This is a genomic window from Mycobacterium sp. 236(2023) (assembly GCF_029623955.1).
Classification (GTDB): Bacteria; Actinomycetota; Actinomycetes; order Mycobacteriales; family Mycobacteriaceae; genus Mycobacterium.
Genome location: NZ_JARSBP010000005.1, coordinates 305,351 through 325,651, shown reverse-complemented (window position 1 = coordinate 325,651; position 20,301 = coordinate 305,351). Strand labels below are relative to the sequence as shown.

18 protein-coding genes and 1 tRNA gene are annotated in these 20,301 nt (G+C 66.3%); 11 read left to right on the top strand and 8 right to left on the bottom strand.

What is annotated here, in order from left to right; translation table 11 throughout:
- The first annotated feature begins 29 nt into the window (after positions 1-29).
- Together P9A17_RS22370 and P9A17_RS22365 are read left to right on the top strand one after the other, a co-directional pair.
- Complete coding sequence (locus P9A17_RS22370) at positions 30-1,907, top strand: alpha/beta hydrolase (protein WP_278040926.1); 1,878 nt, start codon at positions 30-32, stop codon at positions 1,905-1,907.
- Positions 1,908-2,004: 97 nt separating this feature from the next.
- Complete coding sequence (locus P9A17_RS22365; protein WP_278040925.1) at positions 2,005-2,460, top strand: hypothetical protein; 456 nt, start codon at positions 2,005-2,007, stop codon at positions 2,458-2,460.
- A gap of 16 nt (positions 2,461-2,476) precedes the next feature.
- Here the strand turns inward: P9A17_RS22365 and P9A17_RS22360 are convergent, their stop codons facing one another.
- From P9A17_RS22360 to P9A17_RS22350, 3 genes are all read right to left on the bottom strand, one after another.
- Positions 2,477-3,049, bottom strand: coding sequence for a hypothetical protein (locus tag P9A17_RS22360; RefSeq protein ID WP_278040924.1), 573 nt, complete (start codon positions 3,047-3,049; stop codon positions 2,477-2,479).
- A gap of 63 nt (positions 3,050-3,112) precedes the next feature.
- A complete protein-coding gene (locus tag P9A17_RS22355; RefSeq protein WP_278040923.1) occupies positions 3,113-4,615 on the bottom strand; it encodes an HNH endonuclease signature motif containing protein in 1,503 nt (500 codons plus the stop codon).
- Positions 4,616-4,714: 99 nt separating this feature from the next.
- Positions 4,715-4,800: transfer RNA gene (locus tag P9A17_RS22350), tRNA-Leu, on the bottom strand.
- 245 nt (positions 4,801-5,045) lie between these two features.
- On the opposite strand from P9A17_RS22350, the gene P9A17_RS22345 reads away from it, so the two are divergent.
- The 7 genes from P9A17_RS22345 to pknB all read left to right on the top strand — a co-directional run bounded on the left by P9A17_RS22345 (position 5,046) and on the right by pknB (position 14,677).
- Entirely contained in the window at positions 5,046-6,431 is a 1,386-nt protein-coding gene (locus tag P9A17_RS22345; protein ID WP_278041058.1) for an FhaA domain-containing protein, read from the top strand.
- 89 nt (positions 6,432-6,520) lie between these two features.
- The gene (locus tag P9A17_RS22340; RefSeq protein WP_278040922.1) at positions 6,521-6,988 is read left to right on the top strand and encodes an FHA domain-containing protein; all 468 of its coding nucleotides are present in this window, start codon (positions 6,521-6,523) and stop codon (positions 6,986-6,988) included.
- Positions 6,985-8,547: a protein phosphatase 2C domain-containing protein gene (locus P9A17_RS22335; RefSeq protein WP_278040921.1), complete on the top strand. Its 1,563-nt coding sequence runs from the start codon at positions 6,985-6,987 to the stop codon at positions 8,545-8,547. The genes P9A17_RS22340 and P9A17_RS22335 overlap by 4 nt, the downstream gene beginning before the upstream one ends.
- The gene (locus P9A17_RS22330; protein ID WP_278040920.1) at positions 8,544-9,959 is read left to right on the top strand and encodes an FtsW/RodA/SpoVE family cell cycle protein; all 1,416 of its coding nucleotides are present in this window, start codon (positions 8,544-8,546) and stop codon (positions 9,957-9,959) included. Before P9A17_RS22335 ends, P9A17_RS22330 begins: the two co-directional genes overlap by 4 nt.
- The gene (gene pbpA, locus P9A17_RS22325) at positions 9,956-11,431 is read left to right on the top strand and encodes a D,D-transpeptidase PbpA (protein WP_278040919.1); all 1,476 of its coding nucleotides are present in this window, start codon (positions 9,956-9,958) and stop codon (positions 11,429-11,431) included. The genes P9A17_RS22330 and pbpA overlap by 4 nt, the downstream gene beginning before the upstream one ends.
- Before the next feature lie 76 nt (positions 11,432-11,507).
- The gene (locus tag P9A17_RS22320; RefSeq protein ID WP_278040918.1) at positions 11,508-12,803 is read left to right on the top strand and encodes a protein kinase; all 1,296 of its coding nucleotides are present in this window, start codon (positions 11,508-11,510) and stop codon (positions 12,801-12,803) included.
- Positions 12,800-14,677 (top strand): Stk1 family PASTA domain-containing Ser/Thr kinase, encoded by a 1,878-nt coding sequence (gene pknB / locus P9A17_RS22315; RefSeq protein ID WP_278040917.1) that lies wholly within the window; start codon positions 12,800-12,802, stop codon positions 14,675-14,677. Before P9A17_RS22320 ends, pknB begins: the two co-directional genes overlap by 4 nt.
- Here the strand turns inward: pknB and P9A17_RS22310 are convergent.
- The 4 genes from P9A17_RS22310 to P9A17_RS22295 all read right to left on the bottom strand — a co-directional run bounded on the left by P9A17_RS22310 (position 14,655) and on the right by P9A17_RS22295 (position 18,667).
- The gene (locus P9A17_RS22310; RefSeq protein WP_278040916.1) at positions 14,655-15,329 is read right to left on the bottom strand and encodes an aminodeoxychorismate/anthranilate synthase component II; all 675 of its coding nucleotides are present in this window, start codon (positions 15,327-15,329) and stop codon (positions 14,655-14,657) included. The two genes, pknB and P9A17_RS22310, sit on opposite strands and share 23 nt — an antisense overlap.
- Positions 15,330-15,370: 41 nt before the next feature.
- Positions 15,371-16,501, bottom strand: coding sequence for a PE-PPE domain-containing protein (locus P9A17_RS22305; protein WP_278040915.1), 1,131 nt, complete (start codon positions 16,499-16,501; stop codon positions 15,371-15,373).
- 217 nt (positions 16,502-16,718) lie between these two features.
- A complete protein-coding gene (locus P9A17_RS22300) occupies positions 16,719-17,726 on the bottom strand; it encodes a PE-PPE domain-containing protein (protein ID WP_278040914.1) in 1,008 nt (335 codons plus the stop codon).
- Positions 17,727-17,905: 179 nt separating this feature from the next.
- Complete coding sequence (locus tag P9A17_RS22295; RefSeq protein ID WP_278040913.1) at positions 17,906-18,667, bottom strand: DUF881 domain-containing protein; 762 nt, start codon at positions 18,665-18,667, stop codon at positions 17,906-17,908.
- 134 nt (positions 18,668-18,801) lie between these two features.
- On the opposite strand from P9A17_RS22295, the gene crgA reads away from it, so the two are divergent.
- Positions 18,802-19,083, top strand: coding sequence for a cell division protein CrgA (crgA, locus tag P9A17_RS22290; RefSeq protein ID WP_278040912.1), 282 nt, complete (start codon positions 18,802-18,804; stop codon positions 19,081-19,083).
- 155 nt (positions 19,084-19,238) lie between these two features.
- Positions 19,239-19,676, top strand: coding sequence for a PH domain-containing protein (locus P9A17_RS22285; RefSeq protein WP_278040911.1), 438 nt, complete (start codon positions 19,239-19,241; stop codon positions 19,674-19,676).
- On the opposite strand, the gene P9A17_RS22280 is transcribed toward P9A17_RS22285, so the two are convergent.
- A complete protein-coding gene (locus P9A17_RS22280) occupies positions 19,673-20,200 on the bottom strand; it encodes a peptidylprolyl isomerase (protein ID WP_278040910.1) in 528 nt (175 codons plus the stop codon). The genes P9A17_RS22285 and P9A17_RS22280 overlap by 4 nt on opposite strands.
- Between the last annotated feature and the right edge of the window lie 101 nt (positions 20,201-20,301).

Genomic DNA, 20,301 nt, shown 5'->3' with positions numbered 1-20,301 from the left:
CGATCGGAAGTCGAGGGACGGGAGGGACGTTGTCGGTATCGATATCGACGGTGCGGGCATCGCAGCCCGACAAACTCGTCGACGCCGCCGACTCGATGCGCACCAAGCATTCCGAACTGCAGGCCGTCATCACCGGGCAACGTGAGATGCTCTCCGCCCTGCAGGACAAGTGGACGGGTGACGCCGCGTCGGCCGCCATCGCCAAGGGCCTCAAGGAAATCGGCCAGCAGGACCGCGTCGCCAGGCGGCTGCTCAACCTGGAGTCGGCGCTGCGCAACGGCGGTCTGCAGATGGGTGCGCTGCGGGACGCGCTCCTGGACCTGGTGTCCTCCATCGAACGGTTCGGCTTCTCGGTCGCCGACGACGGGACCGTCACCCCGCAGCAGTGGTTGATCGGTCGCTTCCTCGACGGCATGGCCGACAACCTCACGTCGGTGCTGCAGAAGATGCTGCAGTTGTTCACCGACCTCGACGAGAACACCGCGTCGGCGATCGATCAGGCGGCCGGCGTCGACATCCCGAACCCGCCCGTCGACGTCGGCGGACAGCAGATCCAGATCCCGTCGCCCGACACCGACCCGGCCGACGTCAAGCAGTGGTGGGACTCCCTCACCGAGGAGCAACGGCAGGAGCTCATCGCCGAGCATCCCCCAATCCTGGGCAACCTCAACGGGATTCCCGCCGAGGCGCGGGATCCCATCAATGTCGCGGTGATGGACGACGACCTCGATCGGGTGGAGAACGTCGCGAACCAGCACCGAGTGTCCGCTGACGAGGTTGCGAAGAACCCGGGACGATACGGCCTCTCGGAGACCGACATCACTCGCTATGACAACGCGAAGAAGACGAGCGAGGGCCTGCTCCACCAGATGACCCGTGATGGTGAGCTGAAGGGGCCCGACGGCCAGCCCCGCCGCTACAGCGATATCAGCCCCGAGGAACGGCTGCGGCTGGACGGGCGTCCGACGATGCTGTGGGCCTACGACCCGCAGGCGTTCGACGGGAAAGGCCGGGCCGCGATCGCGCTCGGAAATCCCGACAAGGCGACCAACACCGCCGTCATCGTGCCCGGGACCAGTGCCAGCGTGCGCGACGGCTGGCTCTCCGACAACCACAACGACGCCATCAACCTGTACGACCAGGCGAAGAAGGTCGACCCGGCCAACCCCACCGCGGTCATCGCCTGGATGGGCTACGACACCCCGGAGAGTTTCACCGACCCCAACATCGCCAACACCGGCCTCGCCCGCACGGGCGGCGACGCCCTGGCATGGGATGTCAACAGCCTCAGCGTGACTCACGACACCGGGATCCCCCAGCATGTGACCGTCGCCGGCCACTCCTACGGATCGACAACCGTCGCAGACGCATTCGCCAACAGCGGCCTGCAGGCCAACGACGCCATCCTGCTCGGCAGCCCCGGCACCGACGTTGCCCAGAGCGCGACAGACTTCAACGTCGACGGCGGACAGGTCTACATCGGCGACGCGTCCACCGACCCGGTGGGCTGGCTCGGACAGATGGGCAACACGCTGCCGGGCGACCTCAACGACTCGCTCGGCAACATGATGGGGCCGTCGGCCGGGTTGGGCACCGATCCCGCCTTCGAAGACTTTGGCGCGACCCGATTCCGGGCCGAGGTCCCCGGCGCCGACATGATCGACCCCGCCGACCATTCGTACTACTACACCGCCGGCAGCGAATCGTTGAACAGCATGACGCAGATCGTCACCGGCAACGGCGCCAACCTGGGCGAGCTGGGCATGACGGCGCCGCCCAGAACCGAGCTGACCATGTCGACCCCGCACAGCCTCGATCTGCCGATCGTCGGCGAGGTTCCCGTGCCGGGACTCACCATCGAGACACCGGTGATCTACGACCCGGAATGGGACCGGCCAGCACAATGAGTGACCGATGACTTATTTCCGTACGGCTTCGCGGCGCCGCATAGGGGCGCTTCTCGTCCTACTCGCGACCGCGGTCCCCGCGACAGGAGGATGTTCGATGTTCCCGTTCAAGCGCGACAGCCCAGAGCCCACACCCATTTCCGACGAGGAGTCGCGTGCCCAGGTCGTCGACGCCGCCAAGGAGATCACCCGGGCCGCCAACCTGGACGTCACCTATGCGAATTACGGCTGGGAATGGTGCAACGACCAAGGCGAGCCGCCGTACCGCAGCCGCGTCGACGTCGCATTCGTCGTCCCGCCGGACACCACCGGCCAGGATCTCAGCAAGACGGTCGCGTCGACCGCTGCCGCACAACCCGGGTGGGAAGCCGGCAATCCACCCGGCATCCACTCCGCCGGCGACGTCGTCCACAAGGGCAACGTGTGGGCCGTCATCGGGCCGGGCAACTACCCCGAGCGCGGCGGCATCCAGATCTTCGGCGAATGCCGCAACATGAACGACCACCGCGACACCGGCGCCGTGGAGATCACCGACGAAGTCCGCGGCGGCTGATCGGCGCTCGGACCGATCAGACCCGATCCCAGCCGCCCCACTCCTCTCCTCTGAAGCTTTCGTTGTCGGGTATGTCGAAGTGGCGGAGGAAGGCGTGGAGGGCCGGTTGCATCTGCGCGTGCAGTTCTGTCATCGCGTCGATGATCTCGGGCGTCATCGGATCATGATCAGCGGGCTTCTGAGCTGGAATCAGACCGAGGAGTAGCGCCATCTCCAGTTGGTAGAAGGTGAAGTCGCCGTAGGGCCGCTTCGGGTCGGCGCCCGGGATGTCCTCGTCGAAGTACGGATCGGACAGCTGCCAGCTCATGCCGGCCAGGAGCCGCCGATGCTGATCGGTGAACTCGAAGGTGCAGTCCTCCGCCAATTGCTCGACATACGGCGAATATTCGTGGTCCCTGCCAGGTCGCCGATACGGATAGCGTCCCGTGGGGCAATGGCCGAATGCCGCAGCGATCCGCAACAGATGCAGATCGTTGGGTTCCGGCGTCCAATCGGGTCCGAAGCACGGCGCCCCGACCTCGGTTCCGTCCCAGCCGACGTGCACCTCCCGAAGCCGGTCGGTATGTCGTTGCCGCCATACGATCTCCACGACGCCATTATCCCCGAGTGCTTGCGAAAGCAATGAGTGCTGCGGCCTCGGTGTAGACGGCGATCACGCCACTTGGTTGTCGGGTGGTGCGGGGCCGCCGGGGTCGCCGGGGTCGTCGCTGGGGCGTGGGCCTTGGGTTTCGGGGTCAGTCTCGGGGCGTGACTCGGCGTCAGGGTCCTTCACCACCGCCGAATCAGGCTGAGGCTCAGTGTCTTCGGGGCGCAGCAGCCGTTCGGGTACGTGGTAGTTGTTGATCCGGGCTTGTCCGGTGTCCAGCGGTTCCGGGGGGATCCATTCGACCTCATGTTGGTCGGTCATGCGGGTGGTCCAGCCGCCGTCGGTGACGCTGCGGTTGTCTGACCCGCAGGCGAGGCCGAGTTCGTCGACGTTGGTGTTGCCGCCTTTGATCCAGTCGGTGACGACGTGATGGGCTTGGGAGCCGTAGGCGCCGATGGTGCAGCCGGGTTTGGTGCAGCCGCCGTCGCGGGCGATCAGCATGATCCGCTGCGCCGGTGACGCGACCCGTCGTGCCCGGAACAAGTCCAGGGCGGAGCCGGTGGCTTTGTCGAACACGGCGAGCTGACAGTTCGAGTGGCCGGCCATGCGCACTACTTCGGCGATCGGCAGCTTCGTGCCACCCCCGGTGACCCCGACCCCGGCGCGGGATTCCAGATCCTGCAGCGTGGTTCGGATGATGACGGTGACCGGCAGCCCGTTGAGTTGGCCGAGGTCGCCGCTCATCAGGGCGATCCGCAGGACCGCGGTCAAGGCGTCGTGTTGGCGCTGGAACAGGCTGCGGCGATCGTTGTCGATCTGCTCTTGTGTCGGCGTCCCCGAGGTGCACGGCTCCTCATCGTCGGGGTTACACATGCCGGGGGCGGCGTACTTGGCGAACACCACTTCCACCATTGATCGCAGTTCCGGGCTCAACGTCGCGGTGAGATCCGTCGTGCCGTCAGGCTTCTGCTTACTCATCGTGACGCCTCGCCGACGGCCACGCTCGATGTCGTCGGGTTCGGGACCGTCCTGATCCATCAGGAACAGCATCAACTCAGCGGACTCTTTGACCTCTTTGGGTCCGTTGCCGACCGCGGTCCGCACCAGTTTCACTTCGAACTGCTCCCGGGTGACCGCATCCACAAATCCGGGCAACTTGGCGACGGCTTTACTGATGACGGTGACGTGTTCAGCGTTGATCAACCCCTGGGCCGCAGCGACCGCGGTCGCGTGCAGCACCGGCGGTAACACCGGTCCGGTGATCGGTTGGCGCGGCGCCAACACCGACGCGTCAGTCAAGCGGCGATGGGCCTCGGAAGTGGAGATGCGCCACCGCACCGACAGCACCTCTTTCCACGTTTTGGCGCCCATCTGCTGCGGGGTCGACTCCACCTGCAGCCGCGCCAGCAGTCGGTGACTCACCGACGGCAACTGGCAGCCAAGAACCTCGAGTTCATCAAGGGCAGAGACCAGTTCGTGCCGAGTCAACAGATCGACTTCGCAAGCCGCCACGTCGGCGTATGCGGAGCGCAGCGCGGCAACCTTCGCCTGCAGCTCGCCACCCGACATGATTCGAACATACATTCGAACACCGACAAATCTTCCCACCCGGACGTGCCGACAAAACAAGGAGGTCACGGACTCTTTCGAATCCGTGACCTCTTCGTGTGGTGGGCGAAGGGGGACTTGAACCCCCACGTCCCGAAGGACACTGGCACCTGAAGCCAGCGCGTCTGCCATTCCGCCACTCGCCCGAATGACCGGGGGAGCCTATCACGCAGGCATCCCGACCTCCCAACCGTACTGGGGCACCCCCGCCATCTCCAAAACCACCTCGGGCGGCCCCGTGACCAGCATCGATGGGATTCTCAGAGATTTGTTTGTGCGTCGTGGGTACAGATGGCCGATAGCATGCATGCAGCATCGCGGCCAGCCGACACGCTGGTGGCAGCAGAGTGCGGCGGAGATCCGCAACACGACGAGGGAGGCGATCGGACAGATGGGGTTGGTCGGCCGTTTTGAGCGCAAGCTCGAAGTCACGGTCGGCGACGCGTTCGCCCGGGTGTTCGGCGGTTCGATAGTGCCGCAGGAAGTCGAGGTGCTGCTGCGCCGGGAGGCCGAGACCGGGGCCCGTCAAATCCACGGCGGGCGGGTTTTGGCCCCGAACGACTACGTCATTACCCTCAGTGTGCCTGACTATCACAAAGTAATTGCCGACCCGGACATCACCGCAACCACGTTCGCCAAGCACCTGGAGGGATACATCCATGAGCAGGGATGGCAAACGTATGGTGATGTGGTCGTCAGATTCGAACAGTCACCCGACCTGCACACCGGACAGTTTCGCGCGCGTGGCGCCGTCAACCCCGACGCGACCACAGTCGAACCCGCTCCACCACCACGAGACGTCACGTCCCACGCAGAACCAGGAGTACCACCGATGACCGACAATCCGAGCTACCGCGCCGGCCAGGGACAGGGTCGGCCCGAAGACGAGTACTACAACCGCCAGGACGAGGGCTACAACCGCGGCGACGAACAGCGCGGCTATCCGCCGGCGGACCAGGGCTACCCTCCGCAGGGCGATCAGGGCTACCCCGCACGCGGCTACCAGGACCAGGGAGGCTATCCCGAGCAGGGCCGGTACCCCGATCAGGGTGGCTACCCACCCCAGTCCTACGAGCAGCGTCCCCCTGCCGGCTACGGCCCTCCGTCCGGCGGCTATCCCCCGCAGTCCTACGAGCAGCGCCCGCCCGCCGGCTACGGCCCCCCTCCCGGCGGCCAGGGCGGCTACGGCGCTCCGTCGAACGATTACGACTACGGACGTCAAGGCGGCTACCAGGACCGCGGCGGCTACCCGGATCAGGGTGGATACCCCGAACAGGGCGGATACCAGGACCAGGGCGGCTACGGCCAGCAGTCCTATGGCCGCCAGGATTACGCGCAGCCCGATTACGGGCGCTACGGCGAGGCTCCGGCCGGCTACGGCGACCAGGGTTATGGCGATCAGGGCTACGGCGACCAGGGCTACGGCGCTCCGGGTGGTCAGCAGGGTGGCTACGGCGGCTACGGCGCCGGTCAAGGCGACTATCCGGGTGGCGCGACGATCACGCTGCAACTCGACGACGGCAGCGGCCGCACCTACCAGCTGCGCGAGGGCGCCAACGTGATCGGCCGTGGGCAGGATGCTCAGTTCCGCCTGCCGGACACGGGTGTGTCACGGCGCCACCTGGAGATCCGCTGGGACGGTCAGGTCGCGCTATTGTCAGACCTCAACTCCACCAACGGCACGACGGTGAACAACGCTCCGGTGCAAGAGTGGCAGCTGGCCGACGGCGACGTCATCCGGCTCGGTCACTCCGAGATCATCGTCCGCGTTCACTGAGGGGCGGCCTCGACGCCCCAGTAAGGTGGCGCGCCGAAAGGACGCCGGCGCTTGCGCAAGGAGTATGACCGGGACGGAGAGGACGTCAGATGCAGGGCCTTGTACTGCAGCTGACCCGCGTCGGCTTCCTGTTGCTGCTGTGGCTGTTCATCTGGTCTGTGCTGCGCATCCTGCGCACCGACATCTACGCGCCGACGGGCGCAGTGATGGTGCGTCGCGGACTCGCGTTGCGCGGGTCGCTACTGCCCAACCGGGCGCGCAGGACAGTCCCCCGCCAACTGGTGGTGACCGAAGGCGCCCTGGCGGGTACCCGCATCCCGCTGGGCACCCAGCCGGTCCTGATCGGCAGGGCCGATGACTCCACACTTGTGCTGACAGACGATTACGCCTCGACGCGCCACGCCAGGCTCTCGCCACGAGGTCCGGAATGGTATGTAGAGGACCTAGGATCGACCAACGGTACTTACCTCGACAGGGCGAAGGTGACAACAGCGGTACGAGTTCCGATGGGCACCCCGGTGCGAATCGGCAAAACGGTGATCGAGTTGCGCCCGTGACCCTTGTTCTCAAGTATGCGGCGCGCAGCGACCGTGGGCTGGTGCGCGCCAACAACGAGGATTCCGTCTACGCGGGGGCGCGCCTGCTCGCGCTAGCCGACGGCATGGGCGGACACGCGGCCGGCGAGGTCGCCTCTCAGCTGGTTATCGCCGCGCTGGCCCACCTCGACGACGACGAGCCCGGTGGCGACCTGCTCAGCAAGCTCGATTCGGCCGTCCGCGAAGGCAACTCGGCGATCGCCGCGCACGTGGAACATGACCCCGAGCTCGAGGGCATGGGCACCACGTTGACGGCGATCCTGTTCGCGGGCAACCGCCTTGGCCTGGTGCACATCGGTGACTCCCGCGGTTACCTGATGCGCGACGGTGAACTGAACCAGATCACCAAGGACGACACGTTCGTTCAGACGCTCGTCGACGAAGGTCGCATCACTGCCGAGGAAGCTCACAGCCACCCGCAGCGCTCGTTGATCATGCGGGCGCTGACCGGACACGAGGTCGAGCCGACACTGATCATGCGCGAAGCGCGCGCCGGCGACCGGTACCTGCTGTGCTCCGACGGGCTGTCCGACCCGGTCAGTTTCGACACCATCGCCGAGGCACTCCAGATCGACGACGTCGCCGAAAGTGCCGACCGTCTCATCGAATTGGCGCTGCGCGGCGGCGGACCCGACAACGTCACCGTCGTGGTCGCCGACGTCGTCGACTACGACTACGGCCAGACCCAGCCGATCCTGGCCGGCGCCGTGTCCGGCGACGACGACCAGAGCGCCCCGCCGAACACGGCGGCCGGCCGTGCATCGGCTTTCAACCCGAAACGCAACGCCGCCAAACGCGTTGTGCCACAACCTGAAGAGCCGCCACCGCGACCCCGGTCCCGGCGACGCATGATCATCGCCGCGACGGTGCTGGTCCTGGTGGTGCTGGCGGGCCTGGCAGTCGGACGCGAGATCGTGCGGAACAACTACTACGTCAGCGAGAACAACGGCACCGTCTCGATCATGCGGGGTGTCCAGGGCTCCTTTCTCGGAGTCTCCCTGCAGGAGCCTTACCTCCTCGGATGCCTGAACAATCGCAACGAACTCTCCCTCATCAGCGCCGATCAGTCCGGCGGCAATCTGGACTGCAGGCTTCTCGGTGTCGAGGACATGCGTCCTCCCGAGCGCGCACAGGTGATCGCCGGACTCCCCTCAGGTTCTCTCGACGAAGCGATCGGCCAGATCGAAGAGTTGTCGCGCAGCTCCGTCCTCCCCGTGTGCGCGACCCCGACCCCGACGCCCAGCACGAGGCCCTCGGCGCCGTCACCGTCCCCCCGGCCCGGCCCGCCACCCGGCGCCACCTCCACCACCGCGCCGCCGTCACCGTCCGATGCCCCGGAAACCACTGGGCCCAGCGGGAATCCGGCCACGACCGCGCCGCCTCCGGCACCCCGCACCTCGGGTTCCGCGACGCCGCCACCGTCGGCCTCCCCCTCCCCGTCGCCGTCACCGTCACCGACGGTCACCGCACTTCCTCCCCCACCACCTGAGCCGGGAACGAACTGCCGGGAAGTCTCATGACGACCCAGCCGCAGCCTCTCGTCGCGGTGACACCCGAACTACCCAACCGTCGCAACGCCGAGCTCTTCCTCCTCGGCTTCGCCGCGGTGATCACCACGACCGCGCTGCTGCTGGTCGAAGCCAATCAGGAACAGGGACTGCACTGGGATCTCGCGCAGTACACCGTCGCCTACCTCGCCCTGTTCACGGGCGCTCACCTCGCCGTCCGCCGCTTCGCCCCCTACGCCGACCCGCTGCTGCTGCCGGTCGTCGCGCTGCTGAATGGCTTAGGGCTGGTCATGATTCACCGTCTCGACCTTGTCGAGGGCCAACCGTCGACCATGCAGGGCCTCGGTGGCACCGCCAACCAGCAGATGCTCTGGACCCTCGTCGGCGTGCTCGGCTTCTCCGCCATCGTGATCTTCCTCCGCGACCACCGGATGCTGTCGCGCTACGGCTACGTCTGCGGCCTGGCCGGGCTGATCCTGCTCGCGATCCCCGCCGTGCTGCCCCGAGAGATGTCGGAGCAGAACGGTGCGAAGATCTGGATTCAGTTCGAGGGCTTCTCCATTCAGCCCGCCGAGTTCTCCAAGATCCTGCTGCTGATCTTCTTCGCCGCCGTACTGGTGTCCAAGCGCAGCCTGTTCACCAGCGCAGGCAAACACGTCCTCGGGATGGACCTGCCACGTCCCCGCGATCTGGCTCCGCTGCTGGCCGCGTGGATCGCCTCCATCGGCGTGATGATCTTCGAGAAGGACCTCGGCACCTCGCTTCTGCTCTACGCGTCGTTCCTGGTGATGGTCTACATCGCCACCGAACGGTTCAGCTGGGTTGTGTTGGGGCTGGCGCTTTTTGCCGCAGGCAGTGTGGCGGCCTACTACGCGTTCGACCACGTGCGGGTCCGCGTCCAGACATGGCAGGACCCGTTCGCCGACCCTGACGGCGCCGGATACCAGATGGTGCAGTCACTGTTCAGCTTCGCGACCGGAGGCATCTTCGGCACCGGGCTCGGCAACGGGCAACCCGGTACCGTGCCCGCCGCGTCCACCGACTTCATCATCGCAGCCATCGGGGAAGAGCTTGGGCTGGTTGGTCTTTCGGCAGTCCTGATGCTGTACGCCATCGTCATCATCCGGGGGCTGCGGACCGCGATCGCCGTGCGCGACAGCTTCGGCAAGCTACTGGCCGCAGGCTTGGCGGCGACGTTGGCCATCCAGTTGTTCATCGTCGTCGGCGGTGTCACCAAACTGATTCCGCTGACGGGCCTGACGACACCGTGGATGTCCTACGGCGGATCATCTCTGGTGGCCAACTATCTGCTGCTGGCGATCCTGGTCCGCATCTCGCATGCGGCACGGCGACCCATCGGCACCAAACCGCTCCCTTCAGGCACCATCGCCGGGGCCAGCACCGAGGTGATCCAGAAGGTATGAACACCTCACTGCGCCGGATCTCGGTGATGATCATGGCCCTCATCGTGCTGCTGCTGGCCAACGCGACGCTGACCCAGGTCTTCACAGCCGACGGGTTGCGGTCCGACCCCCGCAATCAGCGGGTGCTCCTCGACGAGTACTCCCGCCAGCGCGGCCAGATCTCAGCGGGCGGCCAATTGCTCGCCTACTCGGTGTCGACGCCGGGGAGGTACCGCTTTCTGCGCGTCTACCCGAACCCGATGACATACGCGCCGGTCACCGGTTTCTACTCGCTGAGCTATTCCAGTTCCGGGCTCGAGCGCGCCGAGGACACCATTCTCAACGGCTCCGACGAACGGCTCTTCGGCCGCAGGCTCGCCGACTTCTTCACCGGTCGCGATCCGCGTGGCGGCAACGTCTCCACGACTATCAACCCCGAAGTCCAGCAGGCCGCGTGGGAAGCGATGGAGGACGGTTGCAACGGACCGTGCAAGGGCGCCGTCGTTGCACTCGAACCATCGACCGGAAAGATCCTGGCCCTGGTGTCCGCACCATCGTATGACCCAAACCTGTTGGCCACACACAACATTGAGGACCAGGCCGAGGCGTGGCAGCGGCTGCGCGACGATGCCGACTCGCCACTGCTCAACCGCGCCATCGCCGAGACCTATCCCCCGGGCTCCACGTTCAAGGTGATCACCACCGCCGCGGCGCTGCAGGCCGGCGCGACACCGGGCACGCAGCTGACGGCAGCGCCGTCGATCGCGTTGCCCGACAGCACGGCGACGTTGGAGAACTTCGGCGGCAACGCCTGCGGCGGCGGACCGACCGCCTCCCTCGAGTACGCCTTCGCGCACTCCTGCAACACCGCGTTCGTCCAACTGGGCATGGACACCGGCGCCGACGCGATGCGGTCGACCGCGCTGGGGTTCGGAGTCGGCGCAGTCCCGCCCGCCATTCCGCTGCAGGTGGCCGAATCCACTGTCGGGCCCATCTCCGACGATGCCGCGCTGGGGATGTCGAGCATCGGTCAGAAGGACGTGGCGTTGACTCCGCTCCAAAACGCGATGGTCGCGGCCACGATCGCCAACAAAGGCGTCACGATGCGCCCGTACCTCGTGGACAGCCTGAAGGGCTCCGACTTGGCGAATATCGCCACGACCTCCCCTGCCCAAGAGCAGAGAGCAGTGACGGAGCAGGTCGCAGATACACTTACGGACTTGATGGTCGCCGCCGAGCAGGTGACTCAGCAGAAGGGAGCCATCGCCGGCGTGCAGATCGCATCCAAGACCGGCACTGCGGAGCACGGCACGGATCCGCGCAACACGCCGCCGCATGCCTGGTACATCGCCTTCGCGCCCGCTCAGGCACCCAAAGTCGCGGTCGCGGTGCTCGTCGAGGACGGCGGAGACCGACTGTCGGCCACGGGTGGTGCACTGGCCGCCCCCATCGGGCGCGCGACAATCGCCGCGGCGCTGCAGGAGGCCTCGTGAGCCGCATTGCCAGAGATCAAGGAATGAGCCACCTCGCCGGAGGTAGGTCAATGAGCCACCTCGCCGGAGGCGAGCAATGAGCCCAAGAGTCGGTGTGACGCTGTCCGGCCGCTACCGGTTGCAGCGGCTGATCGCCACGGGCGGCATGGGACAGGTCTGGGAAGGCGTGGACTCCCGCCTCGGCCGTCGCGTCGCCATCAAGGTCCTCAAGGCCGAATACTCGGAAGATCCGGAGTTCGTCGAGCGGTTCCGCGCCGAGGCGCGCACCGTCGCGATGCTCAACCATCCCGGCATCGCCGGCGTGTACGACTACGGCGAGACGGACATCGACGGTGAAGGCCGCACCGCCTACCTGGTGATGGAGCTCGTCAACGGCGAGCCACTGAACTCGGTGATCAAGCGGACGGGCCGGCTGTCCCTGCGCCACGCACTCGACATGCTCGAGCAGACGGGCCGGGCACTTCAGGTGGCCCACACCGCAGGTCTGGTGCACCGCGACGTGAAGCCGGGAAACATCCTGATCACGCCGACCGGCCAGGTGAAGCTCACCGACTTCGGCATCGCGAAAGCCGTCGACGCCGCACCGGTCACGCAGACCGGCATGGTCATGGGCACAGCCCAGTACATCGCGCCCGAGCAGGCCCTCGGCCACGACGCGACGGCCGCCAGCGACGTCTATTCACTCGGTGTCGTCGGCTATGAAGCGGTTTCGGGCAAGCGGCCGTTCACCGGCGACGGTGCACTGACCGTGGCGATGAAGCACATCAAAGAGACACCTCCTCCGCTGCCCGCCGACCTACCCCCCAACGTGCGTGAGCTCATCGAGATCACGCTCGTCAAGAATCCCGGCATGCGATACAAGTCCGGCGGTCCGTTCGCCGACGCCGTCGCCGCCGTCCGCTCCGGGCGCCGTCCCCCGCGGCCCAATGCGGCACCGTCGATCGGACGGGCCGCGCCGACCGCCGTTCCGCCCGCCATCGCGCCCGCCCCCGTTGCCGCACCGACCGGCCGGGCACCCGCTCCGACGTCGCGCACCCGCACCACCGGCAGCCACCATCGCACCCCGCAACCCGCGCGGCGGACCTTCTCGTCGGGCCAGCGGGCCCTGCTGTGGGCTGCCGGGGTCCTCGGGGCCTTGGCGATCGTCATCGCGATCCTGATCGTCCTGAACGCCCAGGACCGCAAGGACCGCCCCGCGCCGACCACGATCACCGAGACGCCGAGCAGCCAGACCGAGCCGCCACCGGAGACTCCCGGCGCAGCGCCACCGGCGATACGCGATCATGTACCCGACGGAAATTGGGTATCCCGACCCATCGACTACGCATCGCCGCTGGTGATGCTGCACGCCCCAGAACAGATAGTGCGATGACGACCCCACAGCACCTTTCCGATCGCTACGAAGTCGGCGAGATCCTGGGCTTCGGCGGTATGTCCGAGGTCCACCTGGCACGCGACCTGCGGTTGCACCGCGACGTCGCGATCAAGGTGCTGCGCGCCGACCTGGCCCGCGACCCGAGCTTCTATCTGCGATTCCGCCGGGAAGCCCAGAACGCGGCCGCACTGAACCACCCCGCGATCGTCGCGGTGTACGACACCGGTGAGGCAGAGACGCCGACCGGGCCGCTGCCCTACATCGTCATGGAGTACGTCGACGGTGTGACGTTGCGCGACATCGTGCACAACGAGGGGCCGATGCCGTCCCAGCGCGCTATCGAGGTCATCGCCGACGCCTGCCAGGCCCTGAACTTCAGCCACCAGCACGGCATCATCCACCGCGACGTCAAACCGGCCAACATCATGATCAGCAAGGCCGGCGCCGTGAAGGTGATGGACTTCGGCATCGCCCGGGCCCTTGCCGACGCCGGCAACCCGGTGACGCAGACGGCCGCTGTGATCGGCACCGCCCAGTACCTGTCGCCGGAGCAGGCGCGCGGCGTCAAGGTCGATTCGCGGTCCGACGTGTATTCGCTGGGCTGCGTGCTCTACGAACTGCTCACCGGCGAGCCGCCGTTCGTCGGCGATTCACCCGTCGCGGTGGCCTACCAGCATGTCCGCGAGGATCCGGTGCCACCGTCGCAGCGTCACGCGGACATCTCCCCCGAACTCGATGCGGTCGTCCTCAAGGCGCTGACGAAGAACCCCGACAACCGCTACCAGACGGCCGCCGAGATGCGCGCCGACCTGGTCAAGGTGCACGGCGGCCAAACACCGGACGCTCCCAAGGTGTTCACCGACGCCGAGCGCACCTCGATGCTGTCGGCGACGCCCGGACGTCACCGCACCGAACCGATCGATTCCGCCACTGACCACCAGCCGCGCTACGAAGAGCGCGAGAAGAGCGGCTCGCTGGGCCGCTGGCTCATCGCCGTCGCCGTCCTGGCGATACTGACGGTCGTTGTCACCATCGGCATCAACATGTTCGGCGGCGAGACCCGCGACGTGCAGGTGCCCGATGTCACGGGCCAGCCGTCGGCCGATGCCATCGCTGCGCTGCAGAACCGTGGATTCTCTATCCGCACGCAGCAGAAGCCGGACTCAGAGGTTCCGCCTGATCACGTGATCGGCACCGACCCAGGCGCGAACGCGTCGATCGCCGCGGGCGACGAGGTCACCCTCAACGTGTCGACCGGACCCGAGCAACGCGAGGTTCCCGACGTGTCGGGGCTGAGCTACTCGGACGCGGTCAAACGCCTGTCCGATGCCGGCTTCGAACGGTTCCGGCAGACGACGTCAGCGTCGCTCCCGGAGCAGAAGGACCGGGTGATCTCGACGGTGCCGCCTGCGAATCAGACATCGGCGATCACGAATGAGATCACGATCGTCGTGGGCAAGGGCCCCGCGACGGCGATCGTGCCGGAGTGTGTCGGGCAGACCACCGAGGTGTGTCAGCAGATCCTGACCGCGTCCGGGTTCTTGAACACCGTCCCGGTCCAGGTCGACAGCACGGTCCCGACCGGGCAGGTCGTCGGGTTGGAGCCCGGCGCCGGCCAGACGGTTCCGCAGGACACCGTGATCCAGATCCAGGTGTCGCGCGGCAATCAGTTCGTGATGCCGGACCTGACGGGAATGTTCTGGACCGACGCCGAACCCCGCCTACGCGCGCTGGGTTGGACGGGCGTGCTGGATAAGGGCGGCGACGTGCAGAACAGCGGTCAGCGCACCAATGCCGTGGTGCGGCAGACGCCGACGGCGGGCGCCGGGGTCAACTTCGGCGCGACGATCACGCTGAACTTCGCGTCGTAGCCGCCTGGACCGCGGTCGCGACTTCGTCTTCGAGCTGACGGACCAGCGATTCCTGGGGTGCGGCGCCGCAGAACGCCAGCCAGTTGGCGAGCATTCGGTGCCCGCCCTCGGTCAGGATCGACTCCGGGTGGAACTGGACGCCGTGGATCGGCAGTTCGACGTGCCGGACGCCCATGATGACCCCGCCCTCTGTGTTGGCGGTGACCTCGAGCTCGGCGGGAACGGTGTCCGGCAGGATCGTCAGCGAGTGGTAGCGGGTCGCCGTGAACGGATCCGGCAGCCCTTTGAGAACGCCCGCGTCCGAGTGGTGGACGGTGCTGGTCTTGCCGTGCAGCAGCTCGGGGGCGCGATCAACGGTCCCTCCGAAGGCGACGCCGATGGCCTGGTGTCCGAGGCAGACGCCCAGCAATGGCGTGCGGGCCGTCGAACAGGCGTGGACCAGCGGAATCGATGCGCCCGCGCGCTCGGGTGTGCCCGGTCCGGGGCTGAGCAGCACGCCGTCGAACTCGTCGGCGACGCGCGCGATGTCCGCGTCGGTGGCCAGCCGGTCGTCGTCGTTACGCCACACCGTCGCGTCCACACCGAGTTGCCCGAGGTACTGGACCAGGTTGAACACGAAGCTGTCGTAGTTGTCGACGACCAAGACCTGCATCCGAACAGGCTACCGCCAGGGGTTTCGTGGTGTCGGCGCCGTCAGGCCGCCGCTTTGGTGCCGGCGTCGGAGGTATCGGACGAATTGGAGGAATCCGCGTCCGACGAGTTCTCCGCGTCGTCCTTGGCAGTCTTGTCGTCGCTCTTCTCGTCGTCGGTGTCGACGGCCGTCTGTGACTCTTCTGCCGTGTCGTCGTCCTCGTCGATCGGGGTCGACAGGAGATCTGTCTTACTCTCGTCGAGGTCGTCCGCGTCGTCGAGGTCGTCCGCGTCGCGGGTCGAACTCGCGCGGCGCGTCGTCCTGTCGGTGTCGACCGGTTCTTCCGGCTCGTCGGTGATCAGCGGCGCACGGGTTCCGGACACGCTCGGGGGCGGGTTGCCGTTGCCCCAATCGGCGCCCTCGCCCTGCGGCACGTACGCGGGCCGGTCGTAGTCCTTCTCGACCAGCGGCCGGTATTTGGCGTCGAGCTCGGCCATCCGCTGGTCGGACAGGAACGGGTCCAGCCATTGCAGCATCGGCAGCGTCTTGGCCGGAATCAGCATGTAGGTGGTGTTCCCCTCCCGGTAGACGAGGTTGTCCGGGTCGTTGATGTCCAGGTCGTCGAAGTAGGAGAAGTGCCGCGAGAAGATCGCGGTGTTGATGTAGGAGTAGATGCCGAAGCGCGTCGGATTGTCCGAGACGCCGTCGTATTGCGCTGACACGTCGAGGTGCTCGTACGGCTGGGTGGCCGGTAGGCCGGTGCCGGGTTGCTTGCGGTTCTCCCCGCCGAACTTGTTCTCCGGGTTGCCGAACGTCACGATCATCACCACGCGCTCGGGGTCGGGCGCCGGTGCCGTGCCCTGCTCCCATGCACGCAGGCGGTCGTACAGGCCCGCGCCGCCCACTGAGTAGCCGACGAGGATGACGTCGCCCGGGGTGGAGTCGACGGCGCTCTGGATCTGCGCTGCGGACTGTGTCCGGCTCACCGTTCCCCGACCGACCGACCGGCACGTGTTCGTCTCGCAGAAGACCCCGCCGAACGCTGTCTGCGCCTCACCCGACGGCCGGGTGGCGCCCTCGGCGAACAGCGCGGTGGCGGCTACCGTTGTCGGCGGCGCCGCCATGACGACAGCGGCCGGGACAAAGAGGCCGGCGATTGCGGCTGCACAGGTGCGGCGCCAATAACGATTCATGAGGATCCTCGATAGGTCGATCACGGCGAACAACTTTCCAGGCTGGTTGCGCCCGGCTCCGTGATCACGTTCAGGCCGCAGTGCAAGAGTTGCCTTGGCAATCTTGGCTTTTGCGCTTCGCGGCCGGACGTCGACGACCGGCCCCCACCAATCTATCCGCGCCTGCAGCAACTATCGCTGCTGCAGGTATTACGCAGTTGTGACACCGATCCGAGGATCAGCTCTCTTCGGCTGAATCCGTGCTGGACGCCGACGACTGCGCGTCGGAATCGTCGGACTCCGGATCGGCGTCCTTGTCGCGCTTACCGCGCGGGCGGTCTTCGTCGCCCTCGTCGCTCGATTCCGCGTCCGGCGTCACCCGGGCCCTCATGCGTGATACGTCGTCAGCGTCACCATCGTCGTTGTCGTCATCGTCGATCGCCGGCGGCGGGTTGCCGTTGCCCCAGTCCGCACCCTCGCCCTGCGGCACATATGCCGGCCGGTCGTAGTCCTTCTCGATCAGCGGCCGGTACTTCGCGTCGAGCTCGGCCATCTTCTCGTCGCTGACCCACGGCTCCATCCACTTGAGCATGGGCAGGACGTCGGCCTCGATCAGCATGTAGGTCGACCCGTCGCCGTCGCGATAGACCAGGTTGTCCGGGTCGTTGATGTCGACGTCCTCGAAGTACGCGACGTGCTGCGCGAACGCGTTGTTCATCGAGGAGTACCAGCCCCACCGCGTCGGTGAGTCGGCGACGCTGTCGTATTGCATCGTGACGTCGAGGTGCTGGTACGGCTGCTCAACAGGGAGCCCCGCGTAGGAGTTCTTTCTGTCGTCGCCGCCGAACTTGTTTTCGGGGTTGCCATAGGTGACGACGAGCGACACACGGCCGGGATCCGGTGCGCTTGCGGGCGTATTCGCCCACTCCCGCAGCCGGTCGTAGATGGTCGCCGCCCCCAGTGAGTAGCCCAGCACAATGATGTCGCCCGGCGTTGAATCGACGGCCGCCTGGAGCTGCCGGGATCCTGTCTTCACGTCGAACGGGGTTCGCGCGTTGTTGATCGACCGGCACGTGTTCTGCACGCAGAACGCACCGTCGAATGCGGTCTGCGCGTTGCCCTTCGCCTGCGCGGTTCCCTCCACGGCAAGCACCGTCGCCGCGGAGGCCGACGACAGGTGGCTCAACACCATCACGGCGGGTATGGCGAGCGTCCCGGCAACGGCATGACGGATTCGGCGATTCATAAGCTCCCCCTGCAATTTACCGTTCCGAAGATATTGACTCGAGCGTCTAATATGAGATTGCCCGCCCGAGGTGCGGTGTCAGCATCTTTGCAGTACACCAGCGTTCAACGCGTGCACTGATATATACCAATAATTTGCCAGCTTCGCCTCTAAAATCTGGCACGAATTCGCTTTCCGGATTAGTAGCCCAAGGGCCCAATCGGTTGTGCGAATTTCATCCGAACAGATTCCCCGTGGCCGACCAATTCGACGTCACGCACTTCTTCCGTATAGCCCAAGCCGAATCGGACGGCATACCGCTTATAGAGCGTGACGAGCGGCGCCGCGTCCAGTGCGGCCTGCATGGCACCCGGGTCACCGATCGCCGAGATGACATACGGCGGGCTGTACGTGCGGCCGTTCAACAGCAGCGTGTTGCCGACACAGCGCGGGGCGGACGTGGCGATGATCCGCTGATCCTGGACCTGAATGCCTTCGGCACCCGCACTCCACAGCGCATTGATGACCGCCTGAATGTCCTGCTGGTGCACGACGAGATCGTCGGGGGACGCATCTCGCGGGAACCGGCCCTGAGCGTCTCGTTGCGCATCGTTGAGGGTCACCACCAGGCCTGGGCCGCGCAGCGGCGTGAGACCCGCCTCGGCCGCGAGCAGGTCGCCTCTGCGGGTGATCGCGGCCAGTGCTGCATCCGTGCCGGACGAACCGCCATGGTGGTTGTCGATCTGCGGCGCGAGCGCGCCTTGTTCGGCACTCAATCGGTCGACCGAGGCCTGTGCCTCGCGGACGAGATCGACCAGGCGAGGTGAGTCGCTGCGACGAATCTCGTCGCCACCGGAGACGCCGTGGGTGGTTCCGAGGAGCAGACCCGCAGCCACACACACGACCGGCACTCCGAAGCGCCACACGGAGCGCTTGCGCCTGCCTGCGGTGCTTTCAGCCATCGGAGTCGGTGGCTCCTCTCGATGATCTCCAAATGCGGGATCGGCCTGCGTTAGGCTTTCCGTACACATCGTCGCACTGACCGGCCGTTCGTGGCACGGGAGACAGTGGCGGCGCCGAACGTTCGAAGGTACGCATGCCCAAGTCCAAGGTCCGCAAGAAGAACGACTTCACCATCAACCCGGTGAGCCGGACCCCGGTGAAGGTCAAGGCCGGACCGTCGGGCACCTGGTTCGTGGTTTTGTTCGTCGGCCTGATGCTGATCGGGTTGGTGTGGCTGATCGTGTTCCAGCTGGCGGGCAGCGGCCCCGACGTTCCGTCGTTCCTTCAGTGGATGGCTGATCTCAATGTGTGGAACTACGCGATCGCGTTTGCCTTCATGATCACGGGGCTGTTGCTCACGATGCGTTGGCGCTAGCCGCCGGCAGCGCCGAGATGAATTCATCTTGGTTGCCTGGCGTTACCTTTCGGGCAACCCGGTCGTCACCGGATCACACGGATGTGATTAATCCCCATTGGGGATAGCACTTGTGGATAACCCCGTTCGTCGGGGTAGGAGGGTGTGGGTAACCAGTGCAGCAAACAGAATGGCAACCTAAGACCGCCGCCATCACCGTGGCCGGAATCGCGGGAATTCTCTTGGCTGTAGGTGCTGTGACGCTGGTCACAGACGTTCCCGGGCAAATTCTGGTGGGCACAGCTGCCGGTGGTTTGCTGGTGTTTGCCCTCATGTCGTGGCGGGCCCGGCCGAAACTGGCAATCACTCAAGACGGTCTGCGCTACCGCGGCTGGTGGCAAGTGAGGCAGCTCACAAAGGCGGATATCAAGCGCATCCGCATTACCGAGTTCCGCCGCATCGGACGCAAAGTCCGCCTTTTGGAGATCGACACGACAGATGACCGGCTCATCGTGTTGAGCCGGTGGGATCTCGGTGGAGAGCCGCTACACGTCCTGGACGCACTGACCGACGCCGGGTATGCGCCCGGCGCCGGCTCAGGAGGCGACTACTAGGAGATCGTGATCGACTCGACGACCACCGGATCGGTGGGACGGTCGCTGCGGTCGGTCGCTGTGGTGGCGATCGCGTCGACGACCTTCTGCGACTCCGGATCGACGACCTCGCCGAAGATCGTGTGGCGCCGGTTCAGGTGCGGAGTCTGGGTCACGGTGATGAAGAACTGCGAGCCGTTCGTCCCCGGCCCTGCATTGGCCATTGCCAGCAGGTAGGGCTTGTCGAACTGCAGCTCGGGGTGGAATTCGTCGGCAAACTTGTAGCCGGCGTCGCCACGGCCGGTGCCCGTCGGGTCACCGCCCTGGATCATGAACCCTTCGATGACGCGGTGGAAGATGACTCCGTCGTAGAACGGGCCCGACGAGCCGCCGGAGGCGTTCTCGGTGCTGTACTCCTTGGTGCCCTGAGCCAGCCCGACGAAGTTGGACACGGTCTTCGGTGCGTGGTTTCCGAACAAGGCGATCTTGATGTCGCCACGGTTGGTGTGCAGGGTCGCGGTCGCGGTCTGAATAGGACTCGTCACGGGACCGAGTGTGCCACGACCGGTCTGACCGCCAACCGGGCACCGTACCTTCGCCGGGGTGGCAGGCTGGGGGAGCGACATCCTTTACTGAAGAAAGAGGT